This window comes from Rhodococcus sp. KBS0724 (assembly GCF_005938745.2).
In the GTDB taxonomy this organism is placed as follows: domain Bacteria; phylum Actinomycetota; class Actinomycetes; order Mycobacteriales; family Mycobacteriaceae; genus Rhodococcus_F.
Window position 1 is genome coordinate 5369004 of sequence record NZ_VCBX02000001.1, and the last position, 24830, is coordinate 5393833.

A 24830-nucleotide genomic window follows, 5' to 3' on the forward strand; every position below is an offset into this window, starting at 1 on the left:
ACGGGCACTGAAAAGTGGCCCAACTCACTTCGTACTTGCTGTCGGGCCGCGCTGAGGTGATGGTCGGCGACCCCGAGACACATCCGGCTCGGCGAGCGAAAGCAGTACGTCTGAAACCTGGACCTCACCCGAGTGTCCACGGACCGCCCCTAGCTCTGCCGATTCGTCAGGACGTGGCACGACACGTTTCACGTCCCCATCATATTTCGGAGGTTCAGTTCTGAGTTGATCCATCAAAGACAGAGCGAGCGAATCGCCCTATACAACTACATCTTTCGACCGGTCAACAAAAATTGGATGAGTCCGATGCACATTAACTGACGTCGAAATCACGAAATCACGCATTCTTGAAGCCGCACCGAACGCGACTGCAAGAGTCAGAAATGTCCTCGGGACTTCATCCACAAGTGGACATCATTTACTTGCTACTCGGTCGTTTCCGATTTCGGACGAGCCGAGAATCAGTCCACGGGTCGCATAGTCGGTCCCTTTACCGAAGACAACTATCGTCGCCCGGGCCGTCGCAAGCTCGCCGAAACGAGCACTAGAAGGTTGTCACCGTCGCGTCTCTGGACGGTACGTTCCTCGGAATTCAACTCCCCCATCCGCGCCGAGTGGCGTGCCGGACGTCGACCCAGCGGCCACGAATACCTTTCAGACAGAACAAAATTCGGATGGCAGGATATCCGCCACTTCCGACGAGTACGACAACCTGACATTCAACACGAGGCACATCCCATGCTGAGGAATCTTCGCTGGAGATTTCACGCATATTCAATTTGGAGGCGTTCACATGATTCGTAGTTCCCGCCGCGGGAATCGCAGGTTGGCCGCGGTCACCCTGGCGATCACCGCAAGCATGTTCTTGGCGTCGTGCGCCGACAGCGGGTCGAGTAGTAGTGGCGGTGAATCCGCCGAGTCGGGTTCCGCACTGAAGATCGGCATGGTCAACGAGCAAACCGATCCCGGCACCCCCACCAAGGGCGGAACATTGACGTTCAGCGGTTACTCCGCTGTGACGACACTTGATCCGGCCAAGAGCCAGGCTGCCGGTTCTGCCGGTGGCAGCGAGCTCGGCGCGATCTATGACGTGCTGGTGCGCTACGACGGAGTCCAGCAGAAGTTCGTGCCGCAGTTGGCGGAGTCGCTCGAACCGAGTTCGGATACCAAATCGTGGACGTTGAAGCTGCGTGACGGCGTCACTTTCAGCGACGGAACACCATTCGATTCCAAGGCCGTCGCTGCTAGTCTCACCCGCTACGTCACCAACAGGGGACCGTCGTCGGCTGTCTGGGCCGCCAAGGTTGCCTCGATGGACACCCCGGACGCGACGACGGTTGTCTTCAACCTGAGCAGTCCGTGGACCGGCATTCAGTCGATGCTCGCGGCCGGGCCGGGCATGATCGTCTCCCCGACCGCACAGCAGGGTGAGACGTTCACCCCCATCGGCGCCGGCGCCTTCACTCTCGAGAAGTTCTCTCCCAACGAAGAACTGTTACTCGCAGCCCGCCCCGACTACTACGGCGGCGCACCCAACGTCGACAAGCTCAAGCTGATCAGCATCGTCGGTGCACAGGCAACCGCTGACGCGCTCAAGACCGGCGGCATCGACGCAACGTACATCCGGACGCTCGCCCCGATCCTGGATCTGATCAACAACGGTAACCCCGGCTTCCTCGACATCCCGTCGCTCGGTTACATCGCGAACGTCAACATGGCCGAGGGTCGCCCCGGCTCCGACCTGCGTGTCCGTCAGGCAATGGCTCTGGCCATCGACCCGGAAACGCTCAACACCCGCGTCAACAACGGCCAGGGTCTGCCCGGCCAGGTGATTTTCCAGGACACTTCGCGTTGGCACAACGACGTCGCACCGATCGGTCTCGACGCGGCCAAGGCGAAGGAACTGCTCGATGCGGCCAAGGCTGACGGTTACGACGGTAAAATCACCTATCTCGCGATGCAGGAACCTACCGCGCAGGCAACGGCTCTGGGTGTGCAGGCCATGCTCAACGCAGTCGGGTTCGACGCGCAGATCGAGTACGTCACCGGCGCAGCCGATCTGATCAAGCGCATGTACGTCGACCACAACTACGACATGAGCTCCGCAGCGGTCTCGGTGCCCGAGGCCGATCCGTTCGAGCGTCTCTACTCGAGCCTCAAGTCCACCAGCCCCAACAACACCATCGGCTTCTCGGATGCTCAGATGGACACCCTGATCGACCAACTCGGTGTCGCCACCACCGACGCGGACAAGAAAGCCGTCCTCGCCAAGATCCAGGAGCGCGCCAACGAGACCGTGCCGTGGCAGGTTTGGGGCAACGTGCCACAGATCGACGTGTGGAACGAGAACGTTCACGGCGTCAAGCTGAACATCGACGGCATGGTGCTCTTCGACGAAGCCTGGAAGAACTAGACTCGATCTAGCGCAGGAGGCTGCTGGCGACCTGATCGTTCATCGATCAGGTCGCCATAACCCCAATCCCTGTCCGGACATTGCGGCACACTCGGTCTACTCGACCAGGTAGGACGACGAAGCCACGCCTGCGAGCTGCGCACCCTAACGGTGCGCAGCTCGTAAGGCCCCTACCTGGCGGTTAGTCAGTGGGTGGGCAATGCGCGCAGTCCCACTAGCAACAGTCCAACGCCGCTCACAGAGTTGTTGCGACTTTCCACGCAGTATGAATTGCACCCTCGATGTAATCGACCTCGACTGCATCGCCTACTACCTGCACGTTGGAGACCACGCCTACCAGCGCGTCGGCGAGCGGCGCCTGTGCCGAGACACCGGAAGCCACGACAACGATGTCCGCCGGAGCGGTCAGCGTCTTGTCGCCGACGCGGAACTCGACGTGCTCCTTGGTAATTCGCTGGACCGTTGCGTTGCGATGAATGGTCACACCCATCTCGTTTGCGTGCCGAACAGCAGTCCAGCGACGCGGCATCGCCATCGGCACACCGAGTTGCTGACCTTCCTCGACCAGCGTCACGTTGCGGCCACGCTCGGCCAGGAATTCCGAAAGTTCCAGTCCGACAAGAGAACCACCGATGACCACGACGTTCTTGCCCATCGGCAGGAACTTGCGAGTCACAGTTCGGATTGCGGCGGGGCTCTTGGTGATGCCGGAGAGCTTGCCCAGCTTGGCCATGACCCGAAGGAAAGGCGGTACCTGCGAAGTGTCACCGGCACCGGTCATCAAGGCGCGCAACGTGTCACCGGTGTGCACGTGCGGCAGATCACCACCGGGAACGCTGGGCCGATCACGAACTGCGCCCGTGGCCACCACAACTACGTCCGCATCCAGGGCCTTGATCGAAGCGACGGTGGCCTCCGTGTTCAACCGGATGTCAACACCCAAACGCTCGACCTCTACCTTCAGCCACTTCAGCAGACGCCCGTTGTCCGGCGTCGTAAGGCTGGAGAACCAGAGTGTGCCGCCGAGACGATCGGACTTGTCCAGCACTGTAACTCGGTGTCCGCGCTCGGACGCCACGCGAGCAACCTCGAGTCCGCCGGGACCCGCGCCGACAACAACAACGTGCTTCGGTGTAGCGGTGCGCACGAGCGGAAGCATTGTTTCGTTACCCAAGGCGGGGTTCACCGCACACAGCGGAGTGCCGTCCCAGAAGTTTTCCTGAACACACACATAACAATTGATGCAGGGACGGACGCGCTCCGGTGTCCCGGCTTTGAGCTTGTTCACCAATTGAGGATCAGCGAGCAGTTGGCGTCCCATCGCCGCGAAATCGGCTTTGCCTTCGGCAATTGCCTTGTCGCCAACTTCGGGCAGTACCCGGCCGACGGTGATGACTGGGATGGACACGGCCGACTTCACTGCGCCGGCCAGTTCGATGTACGCGCCGACCTTGTCCGGCAGCGGGCCATCGGTGAAATTCGAGAAGGAATTGCGGGCCCAGCCCGTGACGTGGATCGCATCGGCGCCGGCAACCTCGAACATCTTCGACGCCGCGACAGCTTCCTCGGTGGTCAGGCCGTCTTCTTCACCGAACTCACGTCCTGCGACGCGGACCAAGACCGCTAACGTGTCCCCGACCTCCGCCTTGACTGCTCGAATCACCTCGACCGCCAACCGCGCCCGATTCTCCATGGAACCGCCGTACCCGTCGGTGCGCTTGTTGTCGGCCCGACTCAAGAAACCACCGAGGACGTAGCCGTGCGCGCAGTGAATTTCAACGGCGTCGGCGCCCGCAGCCTTCACTCGCCCGGCAGCCTCGACGAAAGTGCGCACCAGCCAGTCGATGTCATCCTGGGTGGCCTCGTGATAGGTATCCGGCTTTCCTGCGGTAACAGCTCCCATCTTCTTCAGCTCTTCGGGAGTGTTGTCGGCCAGAGCAGACCTGTCACGGGGAACAGAAGGCGTCGACGGGACCAACATCGGGCGGTCCTGGACCGTGTCGATCCGCGCGATCCTGCCGTGGTGCGTCATCTGAACACACAGCTTGCTACCTGCTGTGTGGACGGCGTCGGCAAGCGCTGTGAGACCGGGAATGAACCGATCCTCGGACAAGCCCGGTTCCTTGGTGCTTGCGGATCCGACCGGATAGGCGACAGCGCAAGCACCGGTGATGATCAGCCCTGTTCCGCCGGCCGCACGCGCCACGAAGTGGTCGATGTCGCCCTTCTCGATCTCACCGTCTTCACAGAGGTTCATATCCATAGCGGGCATAACCACGCGATTAGGGACGGCCATAGGGCCGATATTCCCCGAAGCGAGCAGGTGAGGGAAGGTCTGGTTGCGGATCACGAGTAGACGCTAAATCTCATCGCAACGCCACATTGCAAAGTTCCCGAAGAACGAGATATTCACCGGGCGTGCCCCTCGAAACAGTCCGCAATAGCCCGACTGCGATGGCCCTTTTCAGCCCACTCGCAGGCGTATGTTCAGCAGGCACCCTGGATACGAGGAGGACGCGTGCGGTTCGCACTGAACGATCTACTGGTCGATATTCCTGCGGCAAAGATTGATGAAGCTCGAGCCTTCTACGCGTCGCGGGTGGCCGGCCGCGGTCCCAGCACATACGAAGAGTTGACGAAGGTTCGGGCGAGTACGTCTGCGCCGGCCCCCACCGATCCACCGGCGATCGAAGAAATCGTCGAGACCGCGGGAATAGCTGTCCCCGTGAGGATCTTCACTCCCACGGCCGGCCCAGCGCGGGGAATCTATCTGGACATCCACGGGGGCGGCTTCTACATGAGCTCCGCAGCCCGAGGAGACGCACGCAACCGGGAGCTGGCAGACACGCTCGGCATCGCCGTCGTCAGCGTCGACTACCGACTGGCACCCGAAAACCCCTGGCCGGCCGCTCCCGATGATTGTGAAGCAGTGGCGCTCTGGCTCGTCGAACATGCCGATTCCCGCTTCGGAACATCCCGCCTGGCGATCGGCGGCAGCTCAGCGGGAGCGACACTCGCTCTGGCAACCCTGCTCCGACTCAGAGACAAGGGAGCCGTCGACAGATTCACCTGTGCTGCACTACAGTTCGGCACCTATGACCTGAGCGCGCAAACCCCGGCGGGACGCCAGATAGCAGACGAGTACTTCATCCAGGCCTACGCAGGCCACATAGAAGACCGCACTGCCCCGGACATCTCCCCTATATACGGCGACCTCCGTGGCCTCCCCCCGGCGCTGATTGTCATCGGAACCGCAGACGTACTGCTGGAAGACAACCTCGCGTTGGCAGGTCGGCTTGTCGCCGCCGGAAATAACGGCGAGTTCCGGATCTATCCCGAGTCTCCGCACGGGTTCACGGGTCACCCCACGGCAATTGCAAGAACAGCACGTGATGGCGTCGATGTCTGGCTACGCGAGAGACTCGCCCAACCGTAGGCCACACATCGGCGATAGTTCAGTACTCGATACTGCCGGCACGGTCGAAGAACTTTCCGGTAGGTCCATCGTGACCAAGTTGGGCCAACATCACCGTCGCATCGGTTCCTTCGACGATGGTTTGATGTCCAGTGTGCCTGTTGAAGTCGGTGCTCGTGTAGCCGGGATCGCTGGCGTTGATCCGGAACTCCGGCAGGTTCTTCGCGTACTGCACGGTCAACGCGATCACCGCCGCTTTCGAGCTCGCGTACGGAACGGCTTGCACAAAGTGCTCATCGGAGCCAGGCGTGCTCAGTGCTCGCGCAAATCCCACGCCGGAGGCAACATTGACGATCACCGGGTTCGGCGAGCGCCGAAGCAGCGGAAGCGCGGTCTGTGTAAGACGCACGATGCCAAAGACATTCGTATCGAAAACTTCCTGCATGGCCGCGGCGTTCAGGTCGTCGACGCCGAAAGACCCGCCGAGTACGCCGGCATTGTTCACGAGGACGTCGAGCGCGGGCAATTGTGCGAGCGCAACGTCAATGCTGTGCTGATCCGTGACGTCGAGTTGGACGGGGTGAGCGCCGAGGCTCTGCACCTCGGAAGCTGACGCGAGATCTCGCATCCCGGCGTAGACGGTATGCCCGGCGTCGATGAGCCGGCGCGCGGTCTCCAGCCCGAGGCTGCGGTTGGCTCCTGAAATAAGTGTTGTGGTCATGTCCACAACACTCGCCCAACTCCGGTGCGTGCACCAGGCACCGATTGACGGTGGGACCAGCAGTACTACCCACTGCGAACCCACAGCTAGCAGGATGGGGGCATGGACGAGTTCGCAAGTGTGCTGCGCGCATGGCGTGACCGTGTGCAACCTGAGCACGTCGGTCTGCCACCAGGTACTGGTCGACGGGCCAGAGGGCTTCGACGGGAAGAGCTCGCGATGCTCGCCGGAGTCAGCGTCGATTACATCGTGCGACTCGAACAAGGCCGGGCGACCAACCCCTCGGCGCAACTGCTCGGTGCGCTTGCCCGGGCATTGCGCCTAACCGACGAAGAGCGCGACCACCTGTACCGAGTCGCCGGGGTCGCCATTCCGACACCTGCCTCATTGCCGCGACATGTGGGTCCGAGCGTTCAGCGGATCGTGGACCGTCTCGGCGACATTCCCGTCGGCGTGTTCAGTGCGGCGCATGACATTCTGCTGTGGAATCCCCTGTGGGCAGCACTGCTCGGCGATCCCTCACTTCGGTCCGGGATTCAGCGCAACCTTGTCTGGCTGGTGTTCTCCGAAGAAATCACGACTGTCACCCATACCGCTGTCGGAGAAGACGAATTCAGAGCGGATCTAGTGGCGGACCTGAGATCCGCTGTGGGGCGCTACCCCGACGACGCACCGCTACGAGAACTCGTGGACCGACTGCTCGCCGAATCCGACGAGTTCGCAGCGCGCTGGGCGCAGGCACACGTGGCGCTGCACCGCTCCAGCCGAAAGACCGTGCACACCCGCACCGTTGGTGACATCACGGTCGATTGCGATGTTCTCAGCGCGCCCGGTAGCGGCGATCTGCGGATCGTCGTCTACACAGTCGCGCCCGGATCCGCCGACGCAGACAAGCTCGATCTGCTTCGCGTCGCCGGCCTGCAGGATCTGTCGCACCGGTCAACGTAGTGCAGCGCATTACCGCCGACGTAATCGACACAGCGCTGCCGCTCCCGCCAGACTCGATCCCAGACAGAAAATGCTCAACGTCGCTGGAAGACAACCTGTTAACAGCAACTACGCGCACCGTCAGGAAGGGCAGGAAACCAGACATGAGTGAAAGTTACGCAGTCGGCATCCTCAACGACGTAGTCATGGGAGACGACATCACCGAATACCTTCAGCGCATCGACAGCACCCTCGCACCGTTCGATGGCCATTTCATCATTCATGGAGGCTCGCCAGACGTCCGCGAAGGACAATGGACGGGCGATCTCATCATCCTCCGATTCCCCACGTCCGACGCTGCCCGACATTGGTACAACTCCGACGCCTACCAAGCTATTGTCCCGCTTCGAATCAACAACTCGCTCGGCACCGTGGCCATTTTCGAAGGCGTCGACCGACAACACCGGGCAACCGACATTCTCAACTGACCGTGCCTCAAACCTATTCTCCCACAAACTCACCCGAGAGAATCCCGACCGCGCACAGTGCGTATCAAATGTGTCCGAAATGCCTCTTGAATCGAATAGATGTTCGAGTATAATTAGGTCACGGGTGGGGAGGCCTTGATGACCATTGTTAGCGATTCAATTGCGGTGGGGGATGTTGTAGCCGGTTCGGCTGTGGGTGTGCGCGCCAGGTTGTGGCGGTTACGTCCGGCCGAGATTCGTGATGTTGCCGTGTCGGTGTCGGCGGAAATTCTTCGGCTGGAAGCGATTCGAGTGGCCGCGATCGACGAATTGGCCCTGAATCCGGATGAACAAGTGCTCTGCTACCGCGGTGTGGGTCGGTGGTTGGCAGCGAATACGATGCTGCAGAACTCGGCCGGCAACAAGATCGCTGCTCTCGGTGCTGCACTGCGGGTGTTCCCGGATATTGCTGCGCAATTCGAAGCCGGTGACCTCTCGCTCGATCATGCGGCGTTGATCGCCGCTTTCTGTGAATCCCCACCGAAAGGGATGCCGGACATCGCGTTAATGCCAAGCCTGAAGACCCTTCTCGCCGCCGCATCCGGAGTAGAGGCTACGACTGTCAAGGTGCGGTATGCGATCGCTGTTCTGGAGCGGATTTTCGAATCCGACGAGCATCCGCCCGGCGAGGATAACGACCTGAATGCGCTACGCATCGCGCCGACATTGAATGGTCGGGTCGTCATCAAGGGCGATTTCGATGCGTTGACCGGCGAGATGCTGTTATCGGCGCTGTCCGGTCTGTCGATGCCGAAACCCGCTGCCGACGGGACGCCAGATGCGCGGTCGGCAGCGAAACGCACCGCCGACGCTTTCACCGAACTCATCCGCCGCTATCTCGACAATGCTGTCACCGGGATTGACGGTGGTCAGCGTCCGCATGTGAATGTGCACATCACCGCGAAAGACCTTGCCGAGCATCGCGAATGTGCCACCATGCGCAGCGATACCGCAGCAAACGACGAAGAAGAATTCGGCGACAGTGAGCCGGGAGTCGAAGATCTCGACGTCGGCTACATGCCCTGGATGGGGCCGCTCAGTGTGAGCAAAACCCGGATGCTCGCGTGCGACTGCATGCTCTCCACCGTCCTGATGGACGGCAAGGGTGCACCCCTGGATGCGACTCCACTCAAACGTCTCGTCACGGCCGAACAACGTATCGCGTTGATTGCCCGGGACAAGGGCTGCGCCTTCCCCAACTGTGATGCCGTACCGGCGTGGTGCGACGCGCACCATATAAAACCCTGGTCAACGGGCGGTTTGACGGTCATGGACAACCTCACGTTGCTCTGCCGCAGCCACCACACGCTGATTCACAGCACATCGGGGTTCCGCGGAATCTGGGAAATCAAAATGGGTTCCGATCACAAACCATGGTTCATCCCACCGTCGGCGATCGACCCGAAACAACGACGCCGACGCTCCACCACCCGGCAAGGCCCCGTCCACCGAGACTGAAACCGGCCCTGCCGGAACTACATACCGCGTACAGCTTCGCATCACCAGCCAAACGATGCGAAGCCCACACACATGCCCGCGCAACACAGCCCAGTTTCCGCACTATTCGGCGCCGTAATCCGCGAGGTCACGCTACCGTGCCGGAATGGACGTAAAAGCTCACATCCTCGCCGAACGGCGAGAGTTAGTCTCCCTACTCGAGACTTTGAGCCCCGACCAATGGTCGACCCCGTCGCTCTGCGGAAACTGGTCGGTGCGCGACGTGGCGATACACGTGTCGATGGACTCCGTCACCATGCCCCGTTATTTCCTTGCAGCACTGCATCATCGATCCGCTAGTCGTGTCAACGAGCATTACGTCACCACGCAGAACAATGTGCCGACCGACATCCTGGTCGATCGTCTCGCAGATTCGGCGACCACGAGTTGGTTCGCGAGATATGCCCCACGCCTCACCCTGTCTGACCACGTTGTGCATCAACAGGACATCAGGCGGCCGCTCGGGCTAGGTCGAACGATCGATCCAGATCGTTTACGACTCGTGCTCGATCGGCCCGATCCATTTGCGCAGCCTCGCCGATTCACCAAAGGACTCCGATTCACCGCATCCGATCTCCCCTGGGAACACGGCACCGGACCCGAAGTCCACGGGCGCGCGGAGGCGTTAGCTCTCGCCATGGTCGGGAGGCCATCGGTGCTCGATGATCTGGAAGGCGACGGCGTCGACATGCTCCGCACTCGCATGATTCATTGAGCCCTAACGAACCGACCGGTTCGTTATATCAGCTACGGTCATTCGATGCAGCTACGGTTGAAAGAACACTGGAAGTTGGTCTGCCTCGGAGTCGCATTGATCGTCGCTACTGCGATGATCATCGTCTCGACACTTTCGGGCTCACCAAGGTCGGACATGCCTCCGAGCAATAACAGCGGATCGACCGCAAAGCAGAACGTGGTCGACATAGATCTCTCTCATCCGCCTCAGCAAGCATGGGAACTGGACGCCCAATCACTCACAGACAATTCCGGCGACGTGCTGCTGTCAATGCCGCACTCGCTTGATTCCTACTACGGCTATGGCAACGTGTACGAGGTCGGAAATATACTGGTGGCGGCAAGTGCATATCCACTGCCCAAGACCTCCGAATCTTCCTCGAGCCAAGGCGTCGGTGACGTTTCACTGATCGGCGTGGATCCCGACAGCGGGACTCCCCTGTGGGAGACACGAATCGGAGGCGCTCTCAGTCAATGCAGTCAGCAGAACGAGTCAACGATCATCGCATGCTGGGGTAATCGACGGGTGATCTTTGTCGACACCTCCACCGGCACACTGTTGTCCGACCTCGGGACCGACTTCGACGTCACTGGTGCCACTATCAGCGGGGACACGGTTTACACGTCAGGAGAAACAGTAGAAGGCGCCCTCCGAACGCGGATCTTGTCAAGCGGCAACACAACTGACCTGACTGCCAACTTCCGTCGGGCAATCGAACCAAGCCAAGAGTTCGGTTCACTGTATGCATTCCCGTCCACCGACACCGCAATCGCAATGGAACGGGGAAGCGGCGATCCCCAGTATCGATACACGATCTACGATCTAAGTTCCGGCGCAGAACGATTCCGGTTCGAGGGCGATTCGCTAGCCCCCGTCGGGGACGGCCTGTTCCTGACCAGTGTCGGCGGGCGATCAGGGTACGTCGGCACACAGAACCTGCTGGATTCCGATGGATCTACGATCCGCGCGATTCCCATCCCTTCCTCGGGGGCATCGCGATTCCCGAGCAAGCCTTCGACATCGATGCCGATGTTTCTCGGCGATGGTGCATACGACCCCTCTTCCGGTGACGAGCTCTGGCGCAGTTCGCAATTGAACAATTCTCAAATGGCAGGCACGACTAGCGCTATCGTCGCGATCGTCGGCAGAGCAACCCTGGTTGCCTCACCCGAGACCCGAACTATCTCCGCTCTCGACACCGAGTCCGGACGTCAACTCTGGCAGACCCCCTGGCAAGACGCGTATTGGGTACGGAACGGGGTAACGGACGGCGAACATTTCGTCTTCAGTGACTACACGGGCATACACTCGATCCGATCCCGCGATGGAAAAATGATGTGGTCGATTCCGCTTCCAGCAGAAGTCGATCCGCGGGAGGTCGTCATCTCGAGCGCCGGAGACAATATGACGTTCTCCTGGCGAAATCACTTCACGGTGTGGCGTTAGCGGTGGCATACTGCGGCCGTCCGGTCGGCCGGTAGACCTGAATTGTCACGCCCCTCGGAGTGACTCGCGAATCGACCAGGTCCAGTGCGATATCGGGACCTGAGTCGGGAAATAGCCGCGTGCCCTGGCCGATGACTATGGGATAGATCAACAGGGTGATCTCGTCGACGAGCTGGTTGTCGAACAGCCAGCGAACCAGGTTGCCGCTGCCGTGTACCTGCAACTCACCCCCAGGCTTGGCTTTCAGCTCTCGGATGGCCGCCGCGACGTCGCCGGAGAGGATGGTTGTGTTCGCCCAGCTCGGTTCGGCGAGCGTGGTCGACGCCACGTACTTCGGTCGCGTGTTCAACGCCGTTGCGATGGGGTTACCCGAATCTTCCATCACTCCCCAGTATCTCGCGAAGATCTCGTAGGTCAGTCGGCCGAACAGGAAAGCGTCTGCCCGTTGGTAGACCTCCTCGACGAACGTCGCGCCCTCCTTATCGGTACCGAACAACGGCAACGCCCATCCGCCACGCTCGAATCCGCCCCTGCGATCCTCATCTGCCCCGCCGAGCCCCTGCATAACGCCGTCGAGGGAGATATTTGTGATTGTCGTCAGTTTCATGGCTGCAGTTCCCTTCTCCGCCATCGAGTGTTCAGAACGTCCCCAGATGTCACTGACTCAGCTTGCTCGGACGAGGTCCGAGGCGTCAATCTGCGACGAGTTGCGGCCCATTGTTCACTCGTCCGACGCCCCGCTCTCGCTGCCGCCCGATGACATAGCGACCTGGCGCGATACCGGTAGCTCCGTGCTCTGGGTGAATGAGATAAGCGGTCACGCGGGTGTCGAGGATGCCCAGCGCAAGACCACGGGAGTCTCTCACCGGCGACGACCACGTACACACACCTTCATCGGCGACAAGGCTGTGTGGATTCCCGCCCGCCGCACTACGCAGCAACTCCACGCCAGAGAGTGGCACGTTCACCGACCTGGTCCACGCTGCGGTCGTAACGATATTGGCGACAAGCGAATACGGGAGCACGATGAGATCACCTTGGGCTTGTAAGCCGTCGACGACGGGTATGGACACTTCTTTGTCGAGATAGTCGAAGACATCGAGCCCGGTGAGGGCAGTGAGCGCGGACAACGTCATGGTCGAATTCATATGATCCACCTCGTAATTCAGAATGCAATGTCCAGGGTTTGATGTTCAGGTTCGACGAACGAGACGGGCGTAATCGGCACCGTTGATACCGTAGGTCCAGCCTGCGGCATCGAGGGCTGACGAGAACCATCCGGGGACGTAGATCCCGTAACGACGGCGCCTACCGTCACGTTCGAGAGAACCGTTGACTGCAAGCAAGATTCGGCCATCACGCCCCCAGCCGTCCGGTGATGCATAGAGCTGCAGCATGTGACCGGCATTGCCTGGATCATCAGCTTTGTCAACCAGTTCGAGCCCCGCCGTATCGATGTACGTGTCCCACCCGATCCGTTCGATCGCGCAGCGGCGGACCTCGACATTACGTTCGCCTGCAATGCGTTCGACCGTCGGATCGAGGACTACCCAGCTCGGGACAATTGTCCCGTGCTGGACATAGACAGCTTGTCCGTCACCGAATTCAACTGCTGGAGAATCTGAATCGTGTAATCGACGTTCGCTGTGCATTCTGCCGGGGATGGGCTCGCTACGCAGGGCGGTGGGCCGTTCCGACATGATGCACATGGTGTCGAACGCCCACCACCATCCAGTTGCACCTGCCAGCGCGGCGTGAATGTCGAGTAGTTGGTCATCGTCGGCATGGAAAGAAACAAGATCACATCGACGGTACAAGTCGTAGTAGGCGATTCGATGCGCTTCCTGCTGTCCGTACCATGTCACACTTCCGGCGACAGGAGTGGACAACGTCCGTATCGCAGCTGCAACCCCGTCGAACAGTGTGGTGTGCAACGAGTCCCAGACAGCCGCTCTGACGATTCGATCTGGGCTGATTCCGAGACCCACCGATTCCTCGAGTGATTGAACGCGTGCGGCGTCGATCCACCAGCGTTCGTTCGGCCAGTCTGATCTTCTACGCGCGATGTACGCGTCCATCCGCCTGCGCGAATCCGAAAACATACTCGCAAAGCAGGCGGAAGCGCCGCGAAGTCGGTTGCTGTCCAACGACATCGACATCGACAAGCCCTCTGCAACGATGAGGTCCGATCCAGCCGGCGGCGAGGGAACCCAGACGAACTCCGGTTCCGGAAATCCTGATCGCCGATACAGTTGCGCGACAGCCCATTCTGCAGTGTCTCGATCGGAGGGGCGTGTGCAGAGTCCGTGTTCCAGCCACACATTCTGCACAGCTTCGACGTTCTCGATGAATGATGCTCGGTGTCGAGACGGCGAATAAATCGGCGCGGCGCTCACGCGATGGTGGCGGTGTCGGCCTTTCCTGTAGTCATAGTTATCGAGAGTGACACGAGTAAGCGCGGAACGCAAGGCCGACGCATCAGCCGTCGAACACCGACCAGCAGATGTCGTTCCGCAGCCGCTGGTCGTCGAGTACCAGCTCGCGAATCGCCGCCGGGAGCTGTTCGCGCTGCCACTGGCACTCGAGCCGCCCCGCAGCCACACCCCCACCTTCCGTCGCAGCAGCGCGGGCGGCCTTGATCGCGTAGGCGGCAGCGCCGAGTTCATGCGCGGCGACGTGCGGGACGGCTCCGGCCTGGCCGGCAGCGTAGGCGGCATGTCGCGCAGGTCCACGCAGATCCCGAGCAGCCCCCATCGCGTGACCGCCCGCAGCGCGAGATTGCATCATCGTGACCTCGCCCCGCACCCACGCTCGGGCATTCTCGATCGCCTCACGCGGCCGCGGATCTTGCGGCCGCTCCGACTCGAAGAGGTCAAGGACGTGCTCCGCACACGCTGCCGCCCAGAGCGCGAGGAGATGGTGATCCGAATCTGTGAGTGTCCCTCCACGACGGATCGTCACGAAACGTGGATCCCGAACCTTGGGGAGGATCATCGCTCGGCACTCCTTAGCTTGCTCGCTTCTGCTTACATCCAGCCACAAGTTCAGCACTGCCGCCCTTCACAATTGGGGTGTAGGCATCCAGAATCACCAGTAAGAGTAGTTCATCAAACTTACCTGCTGGAAACTTCACTGCGTGCAGCGGCGACACTGAAACAACCGTCCGGAATACCTTCACCGACAGTGATCTCGTGATGCCGATTCTGTATCGCCACAAGGCCCTCGTAACACCGTCGATTCGGTCGGATTTGTTTGCGCAACAAGCAGTGTCGACCCAGCAGATACCGTTCCGCGCAGAACCACGGATTCACACGGCACTTTGCTCGCGACATTTCCGCAATTTTGTGTTTACCGGGAGGTGAGACGGCAATCCTCCCCAATGGGCATGATTGCCGATTCGTGCCGACCAGGCAGCGGACGTGCGTCTCCCAACTCACAGAGGAGTCGATCATGAAAGGTGGCACGAGAGTCGCCCTCGGTGTAGCGATCGGATACTTTCTCGGCAGAACACGCAAAATGAAGGTCGCACTGATGCTTGCGGGAGCAGGTGCCACGGGTCGGTTACCCAGCAATTCCCGCGACCTCGTACGTGAAGGCATCAAGCGTCTCGGCGACTCGGAAGAGATCGGAAAGCTCACCGACAGCGTGCGCGGTGAACTGGTGGATGCCGCCAAACGGGCTGCAATTGCCGCGGCCAGCAACCGCATCGATTCCCTGAGCAACCGTATCGAGGGTGTGGGCGGTCAGGTCGAGAACGTCGGTGAAGAGGTCGGAGATGTAGCCGATGACCTGACGAGTTCCATCCTGCCGAAGTCCAAGGAAGACGAGAGCGACTCTGACGAGCGCACGACGCAGTCGCAGCATGACCGTGAGGATACGGACACCGAGGACGAGGACGAGGGCGACGAAGACAGCAAGTCAGAGAGGAAGCCCGAACCGCGAAGGCGTAGCAGCACATCGACACGAACCCGATCCACTTCGTCACGGGGAACAACATCGCGAACTCGCAAAACCTCCGAACCCAAAGTCCGGGCCCGTACCCGAAGCGCTGAATCGGACGACGCGCCAGTCCGTCGCACCAAGAGGTGAGCCACATGTCCACAACTGAGAAAACAAAGACGGAGAAAACAGGATCGAAGGACGGCGCCGACCAACTCAAAGCGTCGCTCAAGCATCTTGTCGGCGCCGTGACCGAGAAGGGAGTGAAGACGCTGACAGACACCGTCACGTCGACCGTGGGACATCTCGACAATGTCGGCACGGGAACCGCCACCGCAATGGGCGGGCTGGCGGAAGGTGATTCGCCGGCAAAAGCTGCGCTCAAGGCCGGAGCATCGAGCGTCACCGGCAAACTGAAGGAGAAGGGGCAAGACCTGAAGAATGCTCTGACCGGAGGAAAGGGCAAAGGCAAAGGCAAATCCGACAAGATCATCAACATCGTCGAACAGATCGACATCGGTGCCCCCGTTGATCTTGTCTACGATCAATGGACACAGTTCGCGGACTTTCCTCAATTCATGAAGAAACTCGAACAGGTAGAGCAAGTCTCGGACGAAAAGCTGCGGTGGAAAGCTCAGGTCTTCTGGTCGCATCGTTCGTGGGAATCGACAATCGTGGAGCAGGTTCCCGACGAACGCATCGTCTGGCGGTCCAAGGGAGACAAAGGCTACCTCGACGGAGCAGTGACCTTTCACGAAGTCACCCCCGACCTCACGAGAGTCCTACTGGTCATCGTGTACCACCCCCAGGGCCTCTTCGAGAAGACCGGCAATATCTGGCGCGCCCAAGGCCGACGAATTCGGCTCGAACTCAAACACTTCCGGCGTCACGTGATGACCCAATCGGTACTGCACCCCGACGAAATCGAAGGCTGGCGCGGCGAGATTCACGACGACGAGATCACCCCGCCGGAAGAAATGGAAGACGCCGAAGAGACAGAGCACGACGAGGAAGCAGAGGACACCGAACTCGAGGGCGACGAACTCGAGGGCGATGAGCCGGAAGAAGACGAGTTAGAAGAAGACGAAGAAGAACCGGAACAGGAAGAACCGGCCGCAGAAGCTAAGCCACAACGCAAGCGGCGGGCAAGAGCGTCGACCTGAGAGGGAGGCACGGGAGATGACCTCGGTACAAACATCAGGCGGTGGAGTGGGCGGCGGCCCCAGTTCCAGCAGCCTGGCAGACGTAATCGACACCATTCTCGACAAGGGGCTTGTCATCGACGCCTACGTTCGTGTGTCGCTCGTGGGCATCGAAATCCTCACAGTCGACGCCCGAATCGTCGTGGCCAGTGTCGACACCTATCTGCGTTTCGCCGAAGCGGTGAACCGGCTCGAGATTTCCGATACCAAACAGGAAGGGCTGCCCGATCTGATGCAGGACATCACGGAAGGCGGCGCCCGATCGAAGACGAAGGGCGCGCTCGAAGCCGCCGGCGACAAGGTTCTCGATCTTCTCGGCGGCAGTGCGGACGAACGAGAAAAGCAGCCCCGCAGCCGATCTCGTGGGGGTGACGAGTGATGACCGAACAGGAATCCGACGCTGGCGAGAAGGCACCGGCCGTTTACGTCTACGGCGTTGTACCGGCAGACGTCGAAGTAAAGGAGAGCGCAACAGGAGTGGGCTCCCCGCCAGGCCCGCTTGCCACAGTGGTATTCGAGGACATCGCGGCGCTCGTCAGCGAAATCGACCCGGCCGCTCAGCTGGGAACTCCCGACGACCTTCGCATTCACGCGGACATCCTCGACAACACCGCTACGGTCGCGCCTGTCTTGCCATTCCGTTTCGGCGCCGTGATGACAAACCAAGACGCCGTGGTGTCCGAGCTACTCGAACCGTTCAAGGGCGAATTCATGGATGCTCTCGAACAACTCGAAGGATTTGCCGAATACATAGTGAAGGGCAGATATGTCGAGGACGCCATCCTTCGAGAGATCGTGTCGGAGAACGACGACGCGGTGCGGCTCCGTGACACGATCCGGGAGCAACCGGAGGACGCCACTCGGGAGGAGCGACTGGCACTGGGCGAACTGATCAGCGGTGCTCTGGCAGCCAAACGCGACGCCGACACCCAGCATCTGGTCGAGGTGCTCGAGCCGCTCGCTACGGCTGTGTTGGTTCGCGAACCAACACACGACGAGGACTCAGGCTCGGTAGCGGTACTGCTTTCACTCGACAAGGTTTCGTCCTTGGACGATGCAGTTGCACAGCTTGTTCAGGATTGGCAGGGACGAGTCGATATCACTGTCCTCGGGCCGCTTGCTGCGTATGACTTCGTGAAAACTCGAGCCCCAGGAACTTGAGATGGGTATTTTCTCGGCCGTTGTCGGCCTTCCACTCGCCCCCGTTCGTGGAGTGCTGTGGATTGCCGACATCGTGCGTCAGCAAGTGGAAGAAGAAATGTACAGTCCCACCGCGATACGGAGTCAACTCGAAGAAATTGAAGAAAAGCGTGCGGCACAGGAAATTTCCGACGAAGAAGCCAAAAATGCGGAGGCCGAAATTCTCGACCGGGTGACTGGGCGCGGTACCAGTGCCGAGCCACCGGAGGGGAGTGAAACATGACCGAACCGCGAGATCCGGATAGCGAACAGGACGCCGACGACGATGTAGATCTGACGGCACCTCAGGCGGCTACCGAGGCCCTTCGGCAGATCGCTGACCTCACCGGGCGGACGCCGGTCGGGGCCGTGTCGGTGGCCCCGAGCGACGAAGGGTGGTCTGTCGAAGTCGAAGTTATCGAAGACCGTCGGATACCGTCGTCGTCCGATGTCCTGGCGATCTATGCCGTCGACTTGGATCTGGACGGCATGCTGCTGTCCTACAAACGGATTCAGCAGTACACACGTGGTCGTTCCGCGGGTGGGGTGAAGTCGTGACCTCGCCAGGAGGTCGGCCCGTCTACTCTGGCAACAGCAACCAGGGTTTCGGTGGATCGGGTCATGAACCGGCGAATCTCGGGGATATCCTCGAACGTGTCCTGGACAAGGGAATCGTGATAGCCGGCGATATCAGCGTCAATCTGCTCGACATCGAACTACTCACCATCAAGCTGCGCCTCGTGATCGCGTCACTGGAGACAGCGCGTGAGGTCGGAATCGATTGGTGGGAACACGATCCCTGGCTGACAGGACGCAGTCACGATCTCGAGCTCGAGAACAAGCAATTGCGAGCGCGACTCGAAGCGCTCGAGGCCGCTGACCGTGACGCGAGTAGTCTCACTGCCGGGAATCTCACTGAACCGATCAGCAATTCTTCCCGTAAACCGTTGGAAATAAATAAGAATACCGCCAAGGAGGAGTGACGACATGCCCCTCGGTGAGGGCGTATGGGTATACGCCGTCACAACTGATCGTGCCGCTCTCACCGGAATCACCGAAATCCGAGGGGTAGCGGACGAACCGCTGCGCATTGTGTCCGAAGTCGGGTACGAGGCCGTCGTCGGTTCTGTTGATCTCGACGAATTCGGCGAGCAAGCTCTACGACGCAATCTCGAAGATCTCGACTGGCTTTCGCAGGTTGCCCGTCGCCATGACGCCGTCGTCGCGTCGGTGTGCACTACAGGCCCCACCGTCCCTCTTCGTCTGGCCACCGTGTACTTCGACGACGAGCGGGTAAGGACGATGTTGCATGAACAAGCCGCCGCGTTCGGTGAGGCTTTGGATCGGATCGCCGGCCGCGCGGAGTGGGGCGTCCGAGCATTCAGCAACCTCAGCGCACCAGGCAATGCTGGACAACCTTCCGGGAAGCGTTCCGGAACAGAGTATCTCATGCAGCGACGCGCTCAGGTTACAGCTAGGAGAGACGCGGAAACTCTTGCCGCTCGACAAGCTGACTCGATCTACGCGGAACTTGGTCAAGGTGCCGTCGCCTCCATCCGCCAGCCACTCTCCCAGTCCACCCTCTCCCCTCGTCATGGATCAGAGATCCTCAACGCGACTTTCCTGGTCGACGATCGTCGATCGCGAGAATTTGTCGCGTCCGTCGAAGCTGTCGATGCCCGCTCCGACACTGTCGACCTCGTCCTCACCGGACCGTGGCCACCGTACTCGTTCACCGCCGTCGAAGCTGAGGCATGATGAACGCTCCCACTCGCCTGGATCGCCGAATAGCCTTGGTGGACTTACTCGACCGCGTTCTCGGTGGCGGGGTCGTCGTCAGCGGCGAAATCACCCTCTCGATCGCGGACGTCGACATGGTTCACATATCGCTGCGAACACTCATATCGTCGGTCAGCGCGCTCATGCCACCGCCGGACGCCCCAGAAAGCGCGCTGTGACCGGCGAACCGGAGAATGTCGAGCGCGAGGATGTCGAATACGAGTCGTCGCTGCGGCGACGGATCGACGCCGATCCTGAGTCAGTCGAGCGCGGCCTCGTCGCCTTGGTACTCACCTTGGTCGAACTGTTGCGACAGTTGATGGAACGACAAGCCTTGCGACGCGTCGATGTCGGCGATCTGACCGACGCGCAGATCGAACGCATCGGCACCACGCTGATGCTACTCGAGGAGAAGATGGAAGAGTTGCGCGAGCATTTTGATCTGACACCCGAAGATCTCAACATTGATCTCGGCCCCCTCGGACCACTTCTTGCCGACGACTGAGATTTCAGGGATGTTCCGCGGTCGCCAGCCACGCGGGAGCGAGAATCCTGTCGCGGGAATCGAAGCCGAGCCCTTCGACAATGGCAGCCAGGGGCGAGTTGGCATGGCGTGCAAACTCTTCACGAGTAAATGCCGTGGTGTAAGTAGTTCGTTCCAGGTGCCGGACAATCCAACCGGCGTCGGCCAGCGTTCGGCGCAGATTGTCCTCACTGATGCGATAAGGACCAGGGAATTCCTCCGGGACCTCGTCGGAGAAGCACACGAGATGTAGCCGAGCTTGGGGTCGGCAGCTTCGGAGCACTGCCTCTACGTACGGTTGACGCTGATCTTCCGGGAAGCAGTGATACAGCGCGCTGTCGAGAACAGTGGTGAACCGATTGTCGTACCCGTCAAGCGTCATGGCGTCGGCAACATCAAAATCCACTTCCTTCTCCAGCCCCCGCAGACCGGCGCGTTCGCGTGCGATCCCGATCGCTGTCGGTGAGGCGTCGAGTGCACACACCCGGTAACCGCGGTCTGCGAGAAACAGAGCGTTTTCACCCAGCCCACAACCGATGTCAAGGACTTCACTCGCCAACTGTCCGTCGGCTTCGAGTTTCCGGACCACCGGTTGCGCTTCGCCGATATCCCATGGCACTCGGTCGAAGTCGAGCTCGTTGCGTTGTGCAGCGACGGGCAACTCCGTATTGCGTGCGAAGGCGTCGAAGTCGCCGCGGTACAGAGCATCGAAATCGGCTGCACTCGGTTGGCGAGGCGGTTGGGGGTCGTCGGCGATCACGAACTCCTCCTGCACGTAGCAGCATAGTGAACCAAGCGGCATAGTCACCTGAACGGGTAGCCATGCACGTGCAGCCCTAAACCCGCGAGCAGATTCTGGATGAATCGGCTCAGGCCCGGCGATTCCGGTGGTGGGACTTAATGCCGGAAAACAACTTTCAGCGTGTTACCGGAGCACTCCAGAGCCCGACAATCGCGTCGACAAGATCGGTCGTGAAATTGTCCCAACTCGAGATCTCCAGCGATTCTTCCTCGGCGAGGAGCCTTTCGCGTTCGGCGCACATGTGCATCATCACGTGCCGTGCCATCTCGCCTCGCGCGCGCCGTACGTCGTCGGGCATGTCGGGCAGACACGACGTAAGTGCGACAAGCATCGTCTGCAAGTGCTCCGACATCGAAATATCTTCGTACACAACGGCTCGCAGGGTGGGATCGGCCATCAATTGAACGCTGAACCTCGCGTACCACGTGGGTCCGGTCAATTCGTAATAGTGATCGGTGGAGGCTCGAACCAGACAGGTGATCCAGTCACGGAGATCTCTCGAACCTTCGACGTCGGCCAGCAACTCCTTGCGCTTCTGCTCGATCGGCGCGGCATGTTTGTTCACGATCGCCCGGAGCAGATCGGTTTTTGTACCGAAGTGGTATCCGACGGCGGCATTGTTGCCCTGCCCAGCAGCCTCGCTCACCTGACGATTCGAGACGGCAAAGATCCCGTGCTCGGCAAACAGCCGCTCCGCGACGTCGAGTATCCGCTCGCGGGTCGCAGCAGAACGCGGAGAGCCCGCTTGGGTACCCGAATCGCTGATCGCATCTTCAGTTCTTGCTGCCACATCTACCGCCACAGTCAGGTGCTCGGCACTATGTGCGCACCGAGACGTTGATCACCATCTACCTCACGCCCTTGCGCGAAGTCAGTCAGCTGATTTAACTTTATTCAATCAGTTGACTTAATTCAAGACTTCTTTACTTTTCTCCGATGGAGTTTCCCAATGTCGATATCCACTGCCGAATCGAGTAAGGCCGCACCGCCGTCCACCACTGCTGTCGTAGCAGTTCTGGCATTTGCCGGCATCGTGGTCTCACTGATGCAAACGCTCGTAATTCCGATCATTCCGCACCTTCCCGAGTACCTCAATGCGTCAGCCTCGGACACTGCTTGGGTAGTGACCGCCACCCTGCTCGCTTCAGCCGTTGCAGTCCCGACAATGGGCAGGTTGGGCGACATGTTCGGCAAACGACGCCTACTCCTGATCAGCCTCGTGCTACTGGTAGTCGGCTCGATCGTGGGCGCCATGAGTTCGAGCCTCGTTCCCCTCGTCATCGGACGCGTCCTCCAGGGACTCGCGGCCGGCGTCATCCCCCTGGGCATCAGCATCATGCGGGACGTACTCCCTCCGAAGAAACTGGCCGGTGCCGTCGCGATAATGAGCGCGGCCATGGGAGTCGGTGGCGCACTGGGACTTCCGATCGCAGCCATGATCGCCGAATACGCCAACTGGCACGTTCTGTTCTGGGCCTCGGCAGTCCTCGGCGGCGTCGTGACCGGCCTGATCCTCGTCATCGTGCCTGAATCGACCGTCCGCACCGGCGGAAGATTCGACTTCGTCGGAGCGAGCACACTCTCGATCGCACTCATCACCCTGCTCCTGGCTATCTCCAAGGGCAACGCCTGGGGATGGACCAGCGCGACAACTCTCTCCATGCTTGCCATCGCCGTCATCGCATTCGCCGTCTTCGCCTGGTGGGAACTGCGGACTCCGAAGCCACTCGTCAACCTACGAGTGTCAGCGCGTCGCCAGGTCCTACTGACCAACGTCGCCTCCATCGTCTTCGGATTCGCGATGTTCGCCTCCAGCATGGTCTTCCCCCAGGTCGTCCAGCTGCCCGAAGCCACAGGTTTCGGTCTCGGCGGATCAATGCTCACCGCAGGCCTCGTCATGGCACCGTCCGGCATCGTCATGATGCTGATCGCGCCGCTCTCCTCGAAGATCACCAATACCTACGGCCCCAAGATCACCCTCATGACCGGCGCCGTCGTCGTCGCTCTCGGATACGCCGTCGGCATCTTCGCCCTGCACTCCATCTGGCAGCTGATCATGGTCGCCGTCATCATCGGAGCAGGCACAGGTATGGCATACGGTGCGATGCCGGCTCTCATCATGGGTGCAGTTCCGGCCTCCGAAACCGGTGCGGCCAACAGCTTGAACACGCTGATGCGCGCACTCGGAACATCCTTTGCCAGCGCAATCGCCGGTGTGGTCCTGGCTCAGATGACGATGTCACTCGGCGACGCCACGCTGCCCACTGAGAACGCCTTCCGCGTCATCATGGCTCTGGCCGCGGGATCAGCCCTGATGGCACTCGTCCTGGCAGCGTTTCTTCCCAAGTTCCGTGGAGCCATTTCGGTCACGGACAAGGACGCCAAGGACACTGCCGACCAAGCGCCCGTACCCGCCGCTGCTCGCTGATTCACAGCAGTACAACGCCGCAGCACCACAACGCCGCAGCACACAACACGAAAGCCGCCGGTACCCGACCAGGTACCGGCGGCTTTCGCGTCGCTGCGAAAAATCTACCGCAACTGTCACGTCAACATCCCGGAAGCGTCAACGAGCCGAAACCCAACCTACACAGGGTTTCTGAGAGCTTTCTGAGCATTAGCTGTCGATATCCCAAGTCACCGGCGTGCTCCCGATGGCACGTACGTGCCGAACGTAGCTGCCCATTCCCGACCAAGGGTAAGTAAAGTACCGATCGTTCGTCCCCTGCGTCGTTCCGCGCACTCAACCCTTGTCGTTCCGCGCACTCAACCCATTTGGAGAAGTCAGATGCGTTTGTCCACCCTGCGGTCTCGTCGCCGCAGCACCGCCGCGGCCGCTCTTGTCGCCGCGACTGTGCTCGGGATCTTCTTGCCCTCGACCGCTCAAGCGCAACTCACCGGATCAGCCGGTTCGTCCGGTGGCGGCGTCACTGGTACTCAACCTGCACCCCGCGCTGCGTTGCCCGGTTGGCGCGAGATCTTCGTCGACGACTTCACGACCGACGCTCCGATCGGCAGCTTCGCAAACGACGAGTGCAACAACCCCGGCAAGATCGTCTACACCGGAACCGAGAACACACGCTGGCGGACGTACCCCGAGTGCTACCTCGACACGTACAACAAGAACCCTTACCGTGCAGACGAAGTAGTCAGTGCCCACGACGGCGTGCTCGACTACTACCTCCATGACGTCGACGGCCGCCGGGCCGGAGCCAACATGTCCCCCGTCATCAATGGCAGCAGCCAGGCCCAGGTGTACGGGCGCTACTCGGCACGTATCAAGGTCAGCCACCCGGCAATCACCGGTTACCGGTTGGCGATGCTCCTGTGGCCCGACTCCGAGGGATGGCCCGAGGAAGGCGAGATCAACTTCCCGGAAGGCCCGCTGACGGGACCCATCTACGGCTTCCATCACTATGCCGAAGACGGTGCGGACGCGAACTCCCAGGCGCTCTCGGACGTCGACACCTCCACCTACGCGGATTGGCGTGTTGTCACGATCGAGTGGACTCCGTCGGTTGTTCGATTCCTGCTCGACGACAAGGTCCTGCTCGAGTCCACTCGGGGCATCCCGGATACCGCGATGCGTTGGCAGCTCCAGCTCGAGTCCAGCCTGTACCCGGCTCTCGGCGGCGGCAATTTCCTCGTCGACTGGGTGACCGTGCACGCGTGGGACGGCGCGTAAGAAATTCCTGACTGCCGGTCGAGGCACAAAGCCGTGCCT

Annotated in this window: 27 protein-coding genes; 19 read left to right on the forward strand and 8 right to left on the reverse strand. The window is 60.6% G+C overall.

Annotated features, from left to right (window positions below; all coding sequences use genetic code 11):
* Positions 1–793: 793 nt before the first annotated feature.
* Positions 794–2413 carry an ABC transporter substrate-binding protein gene (locus tag FFI94_RS24605; protein WP_138870117.1) on the forward strand — a complete coding sequence of 540 codons (1620 nt, stop codon included), beginning with the start codon at positions 794–796 and terminating at the stop codon, positions 2411–2413.
* A 235-nt stretch (positions 2414–2648) separates the two neighbouring features.
* On the opposite strand, the gene FFI94_RS24610 is transcribed toward FFI94_RS24605, so the two are convergent.
* The gene (locus FFI94_RS24610; RefSeq protein WP_138873388.1) at positions 2649–4709 is read right to left on the reverse strand and encodes an FAD-dependent oxidoreductase; all 2061 of its coding nucleotides are present in this window, start codon (positions 4707–4709) and stop codon (positions 2649–2651) included.
* A 222-nt stretch (positions 4710–4931) separates the two neighbouring features.
* Here FFI94_RS24610 and FFI94_RS24615 point away from each other — a divergent pair, with 222 nt between their 5' ends.
* The gene (locus FFI94_RS24615) at positions 4932–5849 is read left to right on the forward strand and encodes an alpha/beta hydrolase (RefSeq protein ID WP_138870118.1); all 918 of its coding nucleotides are present in this window, start codon (positions 4932–4934) and stop codon (positions 5847–5849) included.
* 19 nt (positions 5850–5868) lie between these two features.
* On the opposite strand, the gene FFI94_RS24620 is transcribed toward FFI94_RS24615, so the two are convergent.
* Positions 5869–6549, reverse strand: a complete 681-nt coding sequence (locus FFI94_RS24620; RefSeq protein ID WP_138870119.1) for an SDR family NAD(P)-dependent oxidoreductase — start codon at positions 6547–6549, stop codon at positions 5869–5871.
* A 102-nt stretch (positions 6550–6651) separates the two neighbouring features.
* On the opposite strand from FFI94_RS24620, the gene FFI94_RS24625 reads away from it, so the two are divergent.
* From FFI94_RS24625 to FFI94_RS24645, 5 genes are all read left to right on the forward strand, one after another.
* A complete protein-coding gene (locus tag FFI94_RS24625; RefSeq protein WP_138870120.1) occupies positions 6652–7497 on the forward strand; it encodes a helix-turn-helix domain-containing protein in 846 nt (281 codons plus the stop codon).
* Between the two features lie 143 nt (positions 7498–7640).
* A complete protein-coding gene (locus FFI94_RS24630; protein ID WP_138870121.1) occupies positions 7641–7964 on the forward strand; it encodes a DUF1330 domain-containing protein in 324 nt (107 codons plus the stop codon).
* A 138-nt stretch (positions 7965–8102) separates the two neighbouring features.
* Positions 8103–9461, forward strand: a complete 1359-nt coding sequence (locus tag FFI94_RS24635; protein ID WP_138870122.1) for an HNH endonuclease signature motif containing protein — start codon at positions 8103–8105, stop codon at positions 9459–9461.
* A gap of 145 nt (positions 9462–9606) precedes the next feature.
* Positions 9607–10215, forward strand: a complete 609-nt coding sequence (locus FFI94_RS24640; protein WP_260684286.1) for a maleylpyruvate isomerase family mycothiol-dependent enzyme — start codon at positions 9607–9609, stop codon at positions 10213–10215.
* A gap of 45 nt (positions 10216–10260) precedes the next feature.
* Positions 10261–11682 (forward strand): PQQ-binding-like beta-propeller repeat protein, encoded by a 1422-nt coding sequence (locus FFI94_RS24645; protein ID WP_138870123.1) that lies wholly within the window; start codon positions 10261–10263, stop codon positions 11680–11682.
* On the opposite strand, the gene FFI94_RS24650 is transcribed toward FFI94_RS24645, so the two are convergent.
* From FFI94_RS24650 to FFI94_RS24665, 4 genes are all read right to left on the reverse strand, one after another.
* Entirely contained in the window at positions 11666–12289 is a 624-nt protein-coding gene (locus FFI94_RS24650) for a dihydrofolate reductase family protein (protein ID WP_138870124.1), read from the reverse strand. The two genes, FFI94_RS24645 and FFI94_RS24650, sit on opposite strands and share 17 nt — an antisense overlap.
* 85 nt (positions 12290–12374) lie before the next feature.
* On the reverse strand, positions 12375–12830 hold the full coding sequence (locus FFI94_RS24655; RefSeq protein WP_138870125.1) for a hypothetical protein: 456 nt from the start codon (positions 12828–12830) through the stop codon (positions 12375–12377).
* A 45-nt stretch (positions 12831–12875) separates the two neighbouring features.
* The gene (locus tag FFI94_RS24660; RefSeq protein WP_138870126.1) at positions 12876–14078 is read right to left on the reverse strand and encodes a DUF6745 domain-containing protein; all 1203 of its coding nucleotides are present in this window, start codon (positions 14076–14078) and stop codon (positions 12876–12878) included.
* An 82-nt stretch (positions 14079–14160) separates the two neighbouring features.
* Positions 14161–14676 carry a putative immunity protein gene (locus tag FFI94_RS24665; RefSeq protein ID WP_138870127.1) on the reverse strand — a complete coding sequence of 172 codons (516 nt, stop codon included), beginning with the start codon at positions 14674–14676 and terminating at the stop codon, positions 14161–14163.
* A 456-nt stretch (positions 14677–15132) separates the two neighbouring features.
* Here FFI94_RS24665 and FFI94_RS24670 point away from each other — a divergent pair, with 456 nt between their 5' ends.
* Genes FFI94_RS24670 through FFI94_RS24715 form a run of 10 tightly spaced genes read left to right on the forward strand, consistent with a single transcriptional unit; the run spans position 15133 to position 20286 of the window.
* Positions 15133–15771, forward strand: coding sequence for a hypothetical protein (locus tag FFI94_RS24670; protein ID WP_138870128.1), 639 nt, complete (start codon positions 15133–15135; stop codon positions 15769–15771).
* A gap of 5 nt (positions 15772–15776) precedes the next feature.
* Positions 15777–16784, forward strand: coding sequence for an SRPBCC family protein (locus FFI94_RS24675; RefSeq protein ID WP_138870129.1), 1008 nt, complete (start codon positions 15777–15779; stop codon positions 16782–16784).
* 16 nt (positions 16785–16800) lie between these two features.
* The gene (gene gvpJ / locus FFI94_RS24680; protein WP_138870130.1) at positions 16801–17202 is read left to right on the forward strand and encodes a gas vesicle protein GvpJ; all 402 of its coding nucleotides are present in this window, start codon (positions 16801–16803) and stop codon (positions 17200–17202) included.
* Entirely contained in the window at positions 17202–17984 is a 783-nt protein-coding gene (locus FFI94_RS24685; protein WP_138870131.1) for a GvpL/GvpF family gas vesicle protein, read from the forward strand. Before gvpJ ends, FFI94_RS24685 begins: the two co-directional genes overlap by 1 nt.
* Before the next feature lies 1 nt (position 17985).
* On the forward strand, positions 17986–18246 hold the full coding sequence (locus tag FFI94_RS24690; RefSeq protein WP_138870132.1) for a gas vesicle protein GvpG: 261 nt from the start codon (positions 17986–17988) through the stop codon (positions 18244–18246).
* Entirely contained in the window at positions 18243–18560 is a 318-nt protein-coding gene (locus FFI94_RS24695; protein WP_138870133.1) for a gas vesicle protein, read from the forward strand. Before FFI94_RS24690 ends, FFI94_RS24695 begins: the two co-directional genes overlap by 4 nt.
* Positions 18557–18985: a gas vesicle protein gene (locus FFI94_RS24700; RefSeq protein ID WP_138870134.1), complete on the forward strand. Its 429-nt coding sequence runs from the start codon at positions 18557–18559 to the stop codon at positions 18983–18985. Before FFI94_RS24695 ends, FFI94_RS24700 begins: the two co-directional genes overlap by 4 nt.
* 4 nt (positions 18986–18989) lie before the next feature.
* A complete protein-coding gene (locus FFI94_RS24705; RefSeq protein ID WP_138870135.1) occupies positions 18990–19760 on the forward strand; it encodes a GvpL/GvpF family gas vesicle protein in 771 nt (256 codons plus the stop codon).
* A complete protein-coding gene (locus FFI94_RS24710) occupies positions 19760–19960 on the forward strand; it encodes a gas vesicle protein (protein ID WP_260684290.1) in 201 nt (66 codons plus the stop codon). The genes FFI94_RS24705 and FFI94_RS24710 overlap by 1 nt, the downstream gene beginning before the upstream one ends.
* Before the next feature lie 50 nt (positions 19961–20010).
* Positions 20011–20286 (forward strand): gas vesicle protein K, encoded by a 276-nt coding sequence (locus FFI94_RS24715; RefSeq protein WP_138873390.1) that lies wholly within the window; start codon positions 20011–20013, stop codon positions 20284–20286.
* A gap of 4 nt (positions 20287–20290) precedes the next feature.
* On the opposite strand, the gene FFI94_RS24720 is transcribed toward FFI94_RS24715, so the two are convergent.
* Positions 20291–21064, reverse strand: coding sequence for a class I SAM-dependent methyltransferase (locus FFI94_RS24720; RefSeq protein WP_260684291.1), 774 nt, complete (start codon positions 21062–21064; stop codon positions 20291–20293).
* A 157-nt stretch (positions 21065–21221) separates the two neighbouring features.
* Positions 21222–21896, reverse strand: coding sequence for a TetR/AcrR family transcriptional regulator (locus tag FFI94_RS24725; RefSeq protein WP_138870138.1), 675 nt, complete (start codon positions 21894–21896; stop codon positions 21222–21224).
* Between the two features lie 159 nt (positions 21897–22055).
* On the opposite strand from FFI94_RS24725, the gene FFI94_RS24730 reads away from it, so the two are divergent.
* Together FFI94_RS24730 and FFI94_RS24735 are read left to right on the forward strand one after the other, a co-directional pair.
* Positions 22056–23534 carry an MFS transporter gene (locus FFI94_RS24730; protein ID WP_138870139.1) on the forward strand — a complete coding sequence of 493 codons (1479 nt, stop codon included), beginning with the start codon at positions 22056–22058 and terminating at the stop codon, positions 23532–23534.
* 360 nt (positions 23535–23894) lie between these two features.
* Positions 23895–24791 carry a glycoside hydrolase family 16 protein gene (locus tag FFI94_RS24735; RefSeq protein WP_138870140.1) on the forward strand — a complete coding sequence of 299 codons (897 nt, stop codon included), beginning with the start codon at positions 23895–23897 and terminating at the stop codon, positions 24789–24791.
* Positions 24792–24830: the final 39 nt, after the last annotated feature.